The following is a 13,132-nucleotide window of genomic DNA, read 5'->3' as shown; positions in this document are numbered from 1 at the left end:
TTCTTAACATCGCCGCCTCTCTGGAGTGTGGGGCAGTTAAACCCCTGTAAATTCAATACCTGGCCACGGAGGCTGTCATGCTCAGTATCTTCAAACCTGCGCCGCATCGGGCGCGTCTGCCAGAGGCAGAAATTGATCCGCTATACCGTCGTCTGCGTTGGCAAATCTTCCTGGGGATCTTCTTCGGGTACGCGGCGTACTACCTGGTACGTAAAAACTTTGCGCTCGCCATGCCGTATCTGGTGGAGCAGGGCTTTTCTCGTGGCGATCTGGGGTTCGCGCTGTCGGGGATCTCTATCGCCTACGGTTTTTCCAAATTCATCATGGGTTCAGTGTCCGATCGCTCGAATCCACGCGTGTTCCTGCCTGCGGGTCTGATCCTGGCGGCAGCGGTGATGCTGTTCATGGGCTTTGTGCCATGGGCAACCTCCAGCATCGCCGTGATGTTCGTGCTGCTGTTCCTCTGTGGCTGGTTCCAGGGAATGGGGTGGCCGCCGTGCGGGCGCACCATGGTGCACTGGTGGTCGCAGAAAGAGCGTGGCGGCATCGTGTCGGTGTGGAACTGCGCGCATAACGTCGGTGGTGGTATTCCACCTCTGCTGTTCCTGCTGGGGATGGCGTGGTTTAACGACTGGAAAGCCGCGCTTTATATGCCTGCCTTTGGTGCCATTCTGGTGGCGGTTATCGCTTTCGCCCTGATGCGTGACACTCCGCAGTCCTGTGGCCTGCCGCCGATTGAAGAGTACAAAAACGACTATCCGGATGATTACAGCGAGCAGCATGAAGAAGAGCTGACGGCCAAACAGATCTTCATGAAGTACGTCCTGCCCAACAAACTGCTGTGGTATATCGCGGTGGCCAACGTCTTCGTGTACCTGCTGCGTTACGGCATCCTCGACTGGTCACCTACCTATCTGAAAGAGGTGAAGCATTTCGCGCTGGATAAATCCTCCTGGGCTTACTTCCTCTATGAGTACGCCGGGATCCCGGGGACGCTGATTTGCGGCTGGATGTCGGACAAAGTGTTCCGGGGTAACCGTGGTGCGACGGGCGTCTTCTTTATGACGCTGGTGACCATTGCCACCGTGGTTTACTGGCTCAACCCGCCGGGTAACCCGTCAATCGATATGGCCTGTATGATCGTCATTGGCTTCCTGATTTACGGCCCGGTTATGCTGATTGGTCTGCATGCCCTGGAGCTGGCGCCGAAGAAAGCGGCAGGTACGGCGGCCGGCTTTACCGGTCTGTTCGGTTACCTGGGCGGTTCGGTCGCGGCGAGTGCCATTGTGGGCTACACCGTTGACTTCTTCGGCTGGGACGGCGGCTTTATGGTGATGATTGGCGGTAGCGTGCTGGCGGTGCTGCTGTTGATTGTGGTGATGATTGGTGAAAAACGTCATCACGCCGAAATGCAGGCGCGTCGTCAATAAGGAGAAGGCTGATGAAATTAACTTACGTAGCAACGGGCTTGCTGCTGGCGGGCCTGATGACAGGCTCAGCGCTGGCTAACGAGAAAATGGTTATCGCCCATCGCGGCGCAAGCGGCTATCTGCCAGAGCACACGCTCCCGGCAAAAGCGATGGCCTATGCGCAGGGGGCAGATTATCTCGAGCAGGATCTGGTGATGACCCGTGACGATCAGCTGGTCGTCCTTCATGACCACTATCTTGACCGCGTGACGGACGTGGCTGAGCGTTTCCCGGACCGCGCCCGCAAAGATGGTCGCTACTACGCCATTGACTTTACGCTGGATGAGATTCGTTCGCTGAAGTTTACCGAGGGCTTCGAGGTTGAAAACGGCAAGAAGGTGCAGGTCTATCCGGGACGTTTCCCGATGGGTAAATCTGATTTTCGCATTCATACCTTCGAAGAAGAGATTGAGTTTGTTCAGGGACTGAACCACTCAACCGGGAAAAACATCGGCATCTACCCGGAGATAAAAGCGCCGTGGTTCCACCATCAGGAAGGGAAGGACATTGCCGCGAAGACGCTGGACGTGCTGAAAAAGTACGGCTATACCAGCAAGCGCGACAAAGTCTATCTGCAGTGTTTTGACGCCGCTGAGCTGAAGCGCATTAAAACCGAGCTGGCGCCAAAGAGAGGGATGGATCTCAATCTGGTACAGCTGATTGCCTACACCGACTGGAATGAAACTCAGGAGAAACAGCCCGACGGCACGTGGATGAATTACAACTACGACTGGATGTTTAAGCCGGGCGCAATGAAACAGATCGCGCAGTACGCCGACGGTATCGGACCAGATTACCATATGCTGGTGGCGGAAGGCTCAACGCCAGGCCACGTCAAGCTGACGGCAATGGTGAAAGAGGCGCACGCCAGTCATATGCAGGTTCATCCGTATACGGTGCGTGCGGACCAGCTACCGGCTTATGCGACGGACGTCAACCAGCTGTACGACGTGCTGTATAACCAGGCCGGGGTGGACGGGCTGTTCACCGATTTCCCCGATAAAGCCGTGCAGTTTTTGAAGTAAAAAAAAAGGGCCGTAAGGCCCTTTTTTATGTCGCCCGGAGGGGCGGTTTACATCTCAATCTCTATATCGCCTTTTGCCCGGCAGCAGCAGGGCAAAATTTCACCTTCGTTGATGAAGGCCAGCGGTTCGGTCAGCCAGTCCACTTGTCCGGCGACTAAACGGCAGCGACATGAGCCGCAATAGCCTGAGCGGCATTGATACTCCACTTCAACCTGATGCGCCTCAAGCGCAATCAACAGGGAAGGGTGTTCTTCCCGGCACAGCACTTCGGTACCGGAAAGGCTAAGCGTTACGCGGCTCATCAGAGCTGGAAGTCGCTCAGGTCGTCGGTATTAACTTCAGAGTCAATCTGCCCGACCAGATAAGAACTGACTTCCACTTCCTGTGGCGCAACCTGCACGTTATCGGATACCAGCCAGGTGTTGATCCACGGAATTGGGTTAGAGCGGGTTTTGAACGGCAGCTCAAGCCCGACCGCCTGCATACGGATGTTGGTGATGTACTCAACATACTGGCACAGGATGTCTTTGTTCAGGCCAATCATGGAGCCGTCGCGGAACAGGTAATCTGCCCACTCTTTCTCCTGCTGAGCGGCCAGCACGAACAGGTCATAGCACTCCTGTTTGCACTCTTCGGCAATCTCAGCCATCTCCGGATCGTCTGTACCGCTGCGCAGCAGGTTCAGCATATGCTGGGTGCCGGTCAGGTGCAGGGCTTCGTCACGGGCGATCAGACGGATAATTTTGGCATTACCTTCCATCAGCTTGCGTTCCGCAAACGCGAAGGAGCAGGCGAAGCTCACGTAGAAGCGGATGGCTTCCAGTGCGTTAACGCTCATCAGGCACAGGTAAAGCTGTTTCTTCAGCGCACGCAGGCTCACGGTGACGGTTTTGCCGTTCACGGTGTGGGTGCCTTCGCCCAGCAGATGCCAGTAGCTGGTCATCTCGATCAGTTCGTCGTAGTAGTGCGCAATACCTTCAGCACGTTTCTGGATCTGCTCGTTAGTGACGATATCGTCAAACACCACCGCCGGATCGTTAACGATGTTGCGGATAATGTGGGTGTAAGAGCGGGAGTGGATGGTCTCAGAAAACGCCCAGGTTTCCACCCAGGTTTCCAGCTCCGGAATGGAGATCAGCGGCAGCAGCGCCACGTTCGGGCTACGGCCCTGAATGGAGTCCAGCAGCGTCTGGTACTTCAGGTTGCTGATGAAGATATGCTTTTCGTGCTCCGGCAACGCCTGGAAATCGATACGATCGCGAGAGACGTCAACTTCTTCCGGGCGCCAGAAGAAGGAGAGTTGCTTTTCAATCAGCTTTTCGAAGATGTCATATTTTTGCTGATCGTAGCGTGCCACGTTGACCGGTTGCCCGAAGAACATCGGCTCTTTGAGCTGGTCGTTTTTCGTCTGTGAAAAGGTGGTGTATGCCATGAATTGGAGTCCTGTCTTACGAAATAAAGGCGGGGATATCCCCGCCCTTCATTAGATCTTACATGCGCCGCTTTCGCAGCCATCGTCCTGGATTGACGGTGCCATGTCATCCTGAGCGTCTTCCGCACCATCACGGGTGTTGTGATAGTACAGGGTTTTCACACCAAATTTGTAGGCGGTGAGCAGGTCTTTCAACAGTTGCTGCATCGGTACCTTGCCAGACGGGAAGCGCGTCGGGTCGTAGTTGGTGTTAGCAGAAATCGACTGGTCGATAAACTTCTGCATGATCCCCACCAGCTGCAGGTAACCGTCGTTGTTTGGCATTTCCCACAGCAGCTCATAGTTGTCTTTCAGCAGCTCGTAGTCAGGCACAACCTGACGCAGGATACCGTCTTTCGACGCTTTAATGCTGACGTGGCCGCGCGGTGGTTCAATACCGTTGGTGGCGTTAGAGATCTGCGAGGAGGTCTCAGACGGCATCAGGGCAGACAGCGTGGAGTTACGCAGGCCGTGAGTCTTGATGGATTCACGCAGCGCTTCCCAGTCCAGATGCAGCGGTTCGTTAGAGATCGCATCCAGGTCTTTCTTGTAGGTATCGATCGGCAGAATGCCTTTCGCATAGGTGGTTTCGTTGAACCACGGGCACGCGCCTTGCTCTTTCGCCAGCTCGTTGGAGGCTTTCAGCAGGTAGTACTGAATCGCTTCGAACGTTTCGTGGGTCAGGTTGTTCGCGCTGCCGTCGGAGTAACGCTTACCGTGTTTCGCCAGCCAGTAGGCAAAGTTGATAACGCCGATACCGAGGGTACGACGGCCCATTGCTCCACGTTTTGCCGCCGGGATTGGGTAGTCCTGGTAATCCAGCAGGGCATCCAGCGCACGCACGGCCAGCACCGCCAGCTCTTCCAGCTCTTCCAGGCTCTTGATAGCGCCCAGGTTGAAAGCAGAGAGGGTGCAGAGCGCGATTTCGCCGTTTTCGTCGTTAACATCTTCCAGCGGTTTGGTCGGCAGGGCGATTTCCAGGCACAGGTTAGACTGGCGCACTGGCGCAACCACCGGGTCAAACGGGCTATGGGTGTTGCAGTGGTCAACGTTCTGAATGTAGATACGGCCGGTAGAGGCACGTTCCTGCATCATCAGGGAGAACAGGTCAACCGCCTTAACGCGCTGCTTACGGATGCTGTCGTCTTTTTCGTATTTGGTGTACAGACGCTCGAACTCATCCTGATCGGCAAAGAACGCGTCATACAGGCCCGGAACGTCGGACGGGCTGAACAGGGTGATGTCTTCACCTTTCAGCAGACGGGTGTACATCAGCTTGTTGATCTGTACGCCGTAGTCCATGTGACGAACGCGGTTGCCTTCAACGCCACGGTTGTTTTTCAGTACCAGCAGGCTTTCCACTTCCAGGTGCCACATTGGGTAGAACAGGGTGGCAGCACCACCGCGTACGCCGCCCTGAGAGCAGGATTTTACCGCGGTCTGGAAGTGTTTGTAGAACGGGATACAGCCGGTGTGGAACGCTTCACCGCCGCGAATCGGGCTACCCAGTGCACGGATGCGACCGGCGTTGATGCCGATACCGGCACGCTGGGAGACATATTTCACGATGGCGCTGGAGGTCGCGTTGATGGAATCCAGGCTGTCACCACACTCGATCAGGACGCATGAGCTGAACTGACGGGTTGGGGTGCGCACGCCAGACATGATTGGCGTAGGCAGAGAAATCTTGAACGTGGAAACCGCATCGTAGAAACGCTTCACGTATTCCAGACGGGTGTCACGCGGGTAGTTAGAGAACAGGCAGGCGGCCACCAGAATATAGAGGAACTGGGCGCTTTCGTAGATCTCACCGGTCACACGGTTCTGAACCAGGTATTTGCCTTCGAGCTGCTTCACCGCCGCGTAAGAGAAGTTCATGTCGCGCCAGTGATCGATAAACCCGTTCATCTGCTCGAACTCTTCTTCCGTATAGTCTTCCAGCAGATGCGTGTCGTATTTGCCCAGCTCAACCATTTTCACCACGTGATCGTAAAGCTTTGGCGGCTCAAACTGGCCGTACGCTTTTTTACGCAGGTGGAAAATCGCCAGACGTGCAGCGAGGTACTGATAATCCGGGGCTTCACGGGAGATGAGATCCGCCGCAGCCTTGATGATGGTTTCGTGGATATCAGACGTCTTGATGCCATCGTAGAACTGAATGTGAGAGCGCAGTTCAACCTGGGAGATAGATACGTTATTCAGTCCTTCTGCTGCCCAGTCGAGAACACGATGGATTTTGTCCAGATTGATACGCTCGGTGGTACCGTCGCGCTTAGTCACCAGCAGACTCTGATTCATGTGGGTTTTACCTGTCCGTGAAATAAAAAATATCCCCCGCTTATCCACAGATCCGTCTTGTGACTAACTCTGTGGATAAATACTACATATAGGGGGTTTGCGATAAGAAAAACGCTATATGGTGAGTATTCTAGTATCGAATCTTTTCAGCACAAGGGTTGATTTTGACGTTAAATTGAGGTTGTCAAAGGGTAAAAAAGGCTAAGTCCTCGTACCGTAAGGCCTGGAAGAGATGTCAATAATTAAGAAAAAAAATTCAAAATTTGATCGAGTGCTGATTTCTTCAACGGGAGGTCAGAATTGCGCAACATGATGTCGCGCAATCTTTATAAGAATAATGGATGACGTCAGTCGTTTTTGGCGGTTGTATGCAACATATAGTTAACATCTACACCCGGTGCGAGTTTGAATTTATCGGTCAATGGATTGTAATGCAGACCGGTGATGTGCTGCTCCTTGAGCCACGTCTGATCAACCCAGCTCAGTAATTCAGCAGGCTTGATGAATTTCTTCACGTCGTGCGTGCCTTTTGGCACCATACGCAGCACATACTCCGCCCCGACGACCGCCATCAGCCAGGCTTTTCCGTTTCGGTTGATCGTCGAGAAGAAGACCTGGCCGCCCGGTTTCACCAGTTTTGCACAGGCGTGAACCACGGACTGGGGGTCGGGAACGTGCTCCAGCATTTCCATACAGGTCACCACGTCGTACTGATGGGCATGCTTCGCCGCATGTTCTTCGACGGTTTCCTGCACATATTCCACCTGCACTCCGGATTCCAGCGCATGAAGACGGGCAACCTGCAGCGGTTCAAAGCCCATATCCAGACCGGTGACGGTGGCCCCTTCGCGCGCCATGCTTTCTGCCAGAATGCCGCCGCCGCAGCCGACGTCGAGCACTTTCTTACCGAACAGGCCGCCGGAACGCTCCGCGATATAGCCCAGACGCAGCGGGTTAATGCGGTGCAGAGGTTTAAACTCACCTTCGAGATCCCACCAGCGGGATGCCACCGCTTCGAATTTGGCAATCTCTTCATGGTCAACGTTGTGAGCTACCGGGGATTTTTCGGCATTCATGGGCGCTTTTACTCCTTATTTTGCAAGACTTCGGAGTATATCAGCCCGCGCGGTTGAATAAAGCTTATTGGTTTACCTCAATCACCGCGGCTGTGTTATAATTTGCGACCTTTGAATCCGGGATACAGTAGAGGGATAGCGGTTAGATGAGCGACCTTGCGAGAGAAATTACACCGGTTAACATCGAGGAAGAGCTGAAGAGCTCCTATCTGGACTATGCGATGTCGGTCATTGTTGGCCGTGCGCTGCCGGACGTCCGCGATGGCCTGAAGCCGGTACACCGTCGCGTACTATACGCCATGAACGTATTGGGCAATGACTGGAATAAAGCCTACAAAAAATCTGCCCGTGTCGTTGGTGACGTAATCGGTAAATACCATCCCCATGGTGATTCCGCGGTGTACGACACTATCGTCCGAATGGCGCAGCCATTCTCGCTGCGTTACATGCTGGTAGATGGTCAGGGTAACTTTGGTTCTATCGACGGCGACTCCGCCGCGGCAATGCGTTATACGGAAATCCGTCTGGCGAAAATTGCCCATGAGCTGATGGCTGACCTGGAAAAAGAGACGGTTGATTTCGTTGATAACTATGACGGCACGGAACGCATTCCGGACGTTATGCCAACGAAAATCCCTAACCTGCTGGTGAACGGTTCGTCCGGTATCGCCGTCGGTATGGCAACCAACATTCCACCGCATAACATCACGGAAGTGATCAACGGCTGCCTGGCCTATATTGAGGATGAAGACATCAGCATTGAAGGGCTGATGGAACACATCCCGGGTCCAGACTTCCCGACGGCGGCGATCATCAACGGTCGTCGTGGTATTGAAGAAGCGTACCGCACCGGACGTGGCAAGATTTATATCCGTGCCCGCGCCGAAGTGGAAGCGGACGCCAAAACCGGCCGTGAAACCATCATTGTTCACGAGATCCCGTATCAGGTGAACAAAGCGCGTCTGATTGAAAAAATCGCCGAGCTGGTAAAAGAAAAACGTGTTGAAGGCATCAGCGCGCTGCGTGACGAATCTGATAAAGACGGCATGCGCATCGTGATTGAAATCAAACGCGACGCGGTGGGCGAGGTTGTACTGAACAACCTGTATTCCCAGACTCAGCTCCAGGTCTCCTTCGGTATCAACATGGTTGCATTGCACCATGGTCAGCCGAAGATCATGAACCTGAAAGATATTCTGAGCGCGTTTGTGCGTCACCGCCGTGAAGTGGTGACTCGCCGTACTATTTTCGAACTGCGTAAAGCCCGCGACCGTGCGCATATCCTTGAAGCGCTGGCCGTAGCACTGGCAAACATCGACCCAATCATTGAGTTGATTCGCCGTGCACCAACCCCTGCGGAAGCGAAAGCGTCTCTGATTGCCCGTCCGTGGGATCTGGGCAACGTGGCCGCCATGCTGGAACGCGCTGGCGACGATGCAGCGCGTCCTGAGTGGCTGGAGCCTGAGTTCGGCGTGCGTGACGGTCAGTACTACCTGACTGAACAGCAGGCCCAGGCGATTCTGGATCTGCGTCTGCAGAAACTGACCGGCCTTGAGCACGAAAAACTGCTCGACGAATACAAAGAACTGCTGGAACAGATTGCCGAGCTGCTGCATATCCTGGGTAGCGCAGAGCGCCTGATGGAAGTGATCCGTGAAGAGCTGGAACTGGTCCGCGATCAGTTCGGCGATGAGCGTCGCACCGAAATCACGGCGAACAGCTCTGATATCAACATTGAAGATCTGATCAACCGCGAAGATGTGGTGGTCACCCTGTCTCACCAGGGCTATGTGAAGTATCAGCCGCTGACCGACTACGAAGCACAGCGTCGTGGCGGTAAAGGCAAATCGGCAGCACGTATTAAAGAAGAAGACTTTATTGACCGTCTGCTGGTGGCAAACACCCATGACACGATCCTCTGCTTCTCAAGCCGTGGTCGTCTGTACTGGATGAAGGTCTATCAGCTGCCAGAAGCGAGCCGTGGTGCACGTGGTCGTCCAATCGTGAACCTGCTGCCGCTGGAAGCGAACGAACGTATCACCGCGATTCTGCCGGTACGTGAGTACGAAGAAGGCGTGAACGTCTTTATGGCGACCGCCAGCGGTACCGTGAAGAAAACCGCGCTGACCGAATTCAGCCGTCCACGTTCTGCCGGTATCATCGCGGTGAACCTGAACGACGGTGACGAACTGATTGGCGTTGACCTTACCTCCGGTTCCGATGAAGTGATGCTGTTCTCCGCCGCCGGTAAAGTGGTGCGCTTCAAAGAGAACGCGGTTCGTGCGATGGGCCGTACTGCAACAGGTGTTCGTGGTATCAAACTGGCCGGTGAAGATACCGTCGTTTCCCTGATCGTTCCGCGCGGTGAAGGTGCTATCCTGACCGTCACGCAGAACGGCTACGGTAAACGTACTGCCGAAAGCGAATACCCGACCAAGTCTCGTGGCACACAGGGCGTTATCTCTATCAAGGTTACCGAGCGCAACGGATCCGTTGTGGGTGCGGTACAGGTAGACGATGCCGACCAGATCATGATGATCACGGATGCCGGTACGCTGGTGCGTACACGCGTATCTGAGATCAGCGTGGTTGGCCGTAATACTCAGGGTGTGATCCTCATCCGTACCGCGGAAGATGAAAACGTCGTGGGTCTGCAGCGTGTAGCTGAGCCTGTGGATGACGAAGAGCTCGACTCCATCGACGGTAGCGTCGCAGAAGGTGATGATGAAATCGCACCAGAAGCCGATACCGAAGATGATGCAGCGGATGACGCTGACGAGTAATGTCTCCTGATGCAAAAAGGGCCGGTTTCCGGCCCTTTTCTTTTGCACAAGCAGATAAGTGAACGTTGCGACAAGGCGCGTTTACCGCTACCTTAACCACATTCTTTTTGACCCCGACGGCGGAGCCTCGCCCCTTTGAAATACCTCGTCTCCTTTCGTACCACGCTGAAAGTCTCTCGCTATCTGTTTCGGGCGCTGGCGCTCTTGCTTTGGTTGCTGGTGGCATTATTGTCGGTGTTCTACATCGTTAACGCCCTTCATCAGAAAGAAGCGGAGATCCGCCAGGAGTTTAACTTAAGCTCCGATCAGGCCCAGCGCTATATTCAGCGAACGTCCGACGTGATGAAGGAGCTGAAGTACATTGCCGAGAATCGCCTGACCGCGGAAAACGGCATTCTTGCCATCCGTGGGCGTAATGACAAAACCGAAGTACCGAATTTCGAGCCGCTGTTTCCGGATTCCGATTGCTCTGCGATGGGCAGCACCTGGCGCGGTTCACTGGAGTCGCTCTCCTGGTTTATGCGCTACTGGCGTGACAACTTTTCCGCCGCCTATGATCTGAACCGCGTCTTCCTGATTGGCAGTGAAAATCTCTGCATGGCCGACTTTGGCCTGCGCGATGTGCCCGTTGAGCGCGATGATGCGCTGAAAAGCCTGCACGAACGTATTGTGAAATATCGCAATGCGCCGCAGGACGAGCGCGGGAATAACATCTTCTGGATAAGCCAGGGGCCACGCATGGGCGTGGGCTATTTCTACGCCCTCACGCCGGTCTATCTGGGCAATCGTCTGCAGGCGCTGCTGGGGATTGAACAGACCATTCGCATGGAAAACTTCTTCACGCCGGGCAGTCTGCCGATGGGCGTGACCATTCTGGATGAAAATGGACATACCCTGATCTCACTTGCCGGTCCGGATAATCGACTGAACGTCGACCCGCACTGGATGCAGGAGCGGTCGTGGTTTGGCTATACCTCAGGCTTCCGTGAGCTGGTGCTTAAAAAGAGCTTGCCGCCTTCGTCGCTGAGTATTGTCTATTCGCTGCCCGTGGATATGGTGCTTGAGCGGATCCGCATTCTTATCATGAACGCGATTTTGCTGAACCTGCTGGCCGGGGGGGCGCTGTTTACCCTCGCGCGAATGTATGAGCGCAAAATCTTTATACCCGCCGAAAGCGACGCCCAGCGGCTGGAAGAGCACGAGCAGTTTAACCGCAAGATTGTCGCCTCGGCGCCGGTGGGGATCTGCATCCTGCGCACGCAGGACGGGACCAATATCCTCAGTAACGAGCTGGCGCATAACTACCTGAACATGCTGACGCATGAGGACCGACAGAGGCTGACGCAGATTATCTGTGGCCAGCAGGTGAACTTCGTTGACGTGCTGACCAGCACGCACACGAACCTGCAAATCAGCTTTGTGCACTCCCGCTATCGTAATGAGAACGTGGCAATTTGCGTCCTGGTAGACGTCTCGGCGCGTGTGAAGATGGAAGAGTCGTTGCAGGAGATGGCGCAGGCCGCCGAGCAGGCCAGCCAGTCGAAATCCATGTTCCTTGCCACCGTCAGCCACGAGTTGCGTACCCCGCTGTACGGGATTATCGGTAACCTTGATCTTCTCCAGACCAAAGAGCTGCCGAAAGGGGTCGATCGCCTGGTGACGGCGATGAATAACTCCTCCAGCCTGCTGCTGAAAATCATCAGCGATATTCTCGATTTCTCCAAAATTGAGTCGGAGCAGCTGAAAATTGAGCCGCGGGAGTTCTCTCCGCGCGAGGTGATGAACCACATCAGCGCCAACTATCTGCCGCTGGTGGTGCGTAAACAGCTGGGCCTCTACTGCTTTATTGAGCCGGACGTGCCGCTGACGCTGCATGGCGATCCGATGCGTCTGCAGCAGGTCATTTCTAACCTGCTCAGTAACGCCATTAAATTTACCGATATCGGCTGCATTGTGTTGCACGTGTGCCGGGCAGGGGACTACCTGAGTATTCGCGTGCGTGATACCGGCGTGGGTATCCCGGCGAAGGAAGTGGTGCGTCTGTTTGACCCGTTCTTCCAGGTCGGTACCGGCGTACAGCGTAACTTCCAGGGGACCGGGCTGGGTCTGGCGATCTGTGAGAAGCTCGTGAGCATGATGGACGGCGATATCTCCGTTGATACCGAGCCAGGCATGGGCAGCCAGTTTACTATCCGCATTCCGCTCTATTCTGCCCAGTATCCGGCAAAAGCGGTGGTGGACGGCCTGAGCGATAAGCGCTGCTGGCTGGCAGTACACAATGCCTCACTGAATGATTACCTGACGGCGCTTCTTACCCACAGCGGCGTGCGCGTGTCCCGCTATGAAGGGCAAACGCCGGATGTCGACGATGTGCTGATCACCGACGAGATGCTGGAACAACCCTGGCAGGGCAGAGGGGTGGTTCACTTCTGCCGTCGCCATATCGGTATTCCGGTCGAACGAGCTCCGGGTGAATGGGTGCACAGCGTGGCGACGCCGCATGAGCTCATGAGCCTGCTGGCACGTATCTACAGCGTGCAGCTGGAAGATAGCGACGGGGCGACGGAGTTGCCGTCACCGGATGCGCTGGCATCGCTGAATGACGATATGATGATTCTGGTGGTGGATGACCATCCGATTAACCGTCGCCTGCTGGCAGACCAGCTGGGTTCGCTTGGCTATCAGTGCAAAACCGCCAATGACGGCGTGGATGCGCTGAACGTGCTGAGTAAAAACCACATTGATATCGTTCTTAGCGACGTCAACATGCCGAATATGGATGGCTACCGTCTGACGCAGCGTATACGCCAGCTTGGCCTGACGTTGCCGGTCGTGGGCGTGACGGCGAATGCGCTGGCGGAAGAGAAACAGCGCTGTCTGGAGTCAGGGATGGACAGTTGTCTGTCGAAACCGGTGACGCTGGACGTCCTGAAACAGACGATTTCCGTGTATGCGGAACGGGTCAGAAAAGCGAGAGTATAAAAAAGGCCCGTCAGGGCCTTTTTTGTTG

At 55.0% G+C, this 13,132-nt stretch carries 8 protein-coding genes; 4 read left to right on the top strand and 4 right to left on the bottom strand.

From position 1 onward, the window contains the following. The first annotated feature begins 77 nt into the window (after positions 1–77). Both glpT and glpQ read left to right on the top strand, forming a co-directional pair. Complete coding sequence (gene glpT, locus QMG44_RS11565; RefSeq protein ID WP_025203601.1) at positions 78–1,430, top strand: glycerol-3-phosphate transporter; 1,353 nt, start codon at positions 78–80, stop codon at positions 1,428–1,430. Between the two features lie 11 nt (positions 1,431–1,441). Further along, complete coding sequence (gene glpQ / locus QMG44_RS11560; RefSeq protein ID WP_079231843.1) at positions 1,442–2,494, top strand: glycerophosphodiester phosphodiesterase; 1,053 nt, start codon at positions 1,442–1,444, stop codon at positions 2,492–2,494. Between the two features lie 47 nt (positions 2,495–2,541). Here the strand turns inward: glpQ and yfaE are convergent, their stop codons facing one another. From yfaE to ubiG, 4 genes are all read right to left on the bottom strand, one after another. Then, positions 2,542–2,796, bottom strand: coding sequence for a class I ribonucleotide reductase maintenance protein YfaE (yfaE, locus tag QMG44_RS11555; protein WP_014170967.1), 255 nt, complete (start codon positions 2,794–2,796; stop codon positions 2,542–2,544). Further along, positions 2,796–3,926 (bottom strand): class Ia ribonucleoside-diphosphate reductase subunit beta, encoded by a 1,131-nt coding sequence (nrdB, locus tag QMG44_RS11550; protein WP_014170966.1) that lies wholly within the window; start codon positions 3,924–3,926, stop codon positions 2,796–2,798. The genes yfaE and nrdB overlap by 1 nt, the downstream gene beginning before the upstream one ends. Positions 3,927–3,977: 51 nt before the next feature. Continuing rightward, positions 3,978–6,263 carry a class 1a ribonucleoside-diphosphate reductase subunit alpha gene (gene nrdA, locus QMG44_RS11545; RefSeq protein WP_020883162.1) on the bottom strand — a complete coding sequence of 762 codons (2,286 nt, stop codon included), beginning with the start codon at positions 6,261–6,263 and terminating at the stop codon, positions 3,978–3,980. A gap of 347 nt (positions 6,264–6,610) precedes the next feature. Beyond that, entirely contained in the window at positions 6,611–7,339 is a 729-nt protein-coding gene (gene ubiG / locus QMG44_RS11540) for a bifunctional 2-polyprenyl-6-hydroxyphenol methylase/3-demethylubiquinol 3-O-methyltransferase UbiG (RefSeq protein WP_014170964.1), read from the bottom strand. Between the two features lie 146 nt (positions 7,340–7,485). Here ubiG and gyrA point away from each other — a divergent pair, with 146 nt between their 5' ends. Then, positions 7,486–10,122, top strand: coding sequence for a DNA topoisomerase (ATP-hydrolyzing) subunit A (gene gyrA, locus QMG44_RS11535; RefSeq protein WP_014170963.1), 2,637 nt, complete (start codon positions 7,486–7,488; stop codon positions 10,120–10,122). 135 nt (positions 10,123–10,257) lie between these two features. After that, positions 10,258–13,104 carry a two-component system sensor histidine kinase RcsC gene (gene rcsC, locus QMG44_RS11530; protein ID WP_049022331.1) on the top strand — a complete coding sequence of 949 codons (2,847 nt, stop codon included), beginning with the start codon at positions 10,258–10,260 and terminating at the stop codon, positions 13,102–13,104. Positions 13,105–13,132 lie beyond the last annotated feature (28 nt).

Origin of the sequence: Enterobacter sp. 200527-13 (genome assembly GCF_027924865.1) — a bacterium.
GTDB lineage: Bacteria > Pseudomonadota > Gammaproteobacteria > Enterobacterales > Enterobacteriaceae > Enterobacter > Enterobacter ludwigii.
The sequence above is the reverse complement of the archived record's forward strand: the minus strand, read 5'-3'. Positions and strand labels throughout refer to the sequence as shown.

Coding starts and splice junctions, on each gene's coding strand:
- glpT (WP_025203601.1), top strand. CDS start 78: ATGCTCAGTATCTTCAAACCTGCGCCGCATCGGGCGCGTCTGCCAGAG.
- glpQ (WP_079231843.1), top strand. CDS start 1,442: ATGAAATTAACTTACGTAGCAACGGGCTTGCTGCTGGCGGGCCTGATG.
- yfaE (WP_014170967.1), bottom strand. CDS start 2,796: ATGAGCCGCGTAACGCTTAGCCTTTCCGGTACCGAAGTGCTGTGCCGG.
- nrdB (WP_014170966.1), bottom strand. CDS start 3,926: ATGGCATACACCACCTTTTCACAGACGAAAAACGACCAGCTCAAAGAG.
- nrdA (WP_020883162.1), bottom strand. CDS start 6,263: ATGAATCAGAGTCTGCTGGTGACTAAGCGCGACGGTACCACCGAGCGT.
- ubiG (WP_014170964.1), bottom strand. CDS start 7,339: ATGAATGCCGAAAAATCCCCGGTAGCTCACAACGTTGACCATGAAGAG.
- gyrA (WP_014170963.1), top strand. CDS start 7,486: ATGAGCGACCTTGCGAGAGAAATTACACCGGTTAACATCGAGGAAGAG.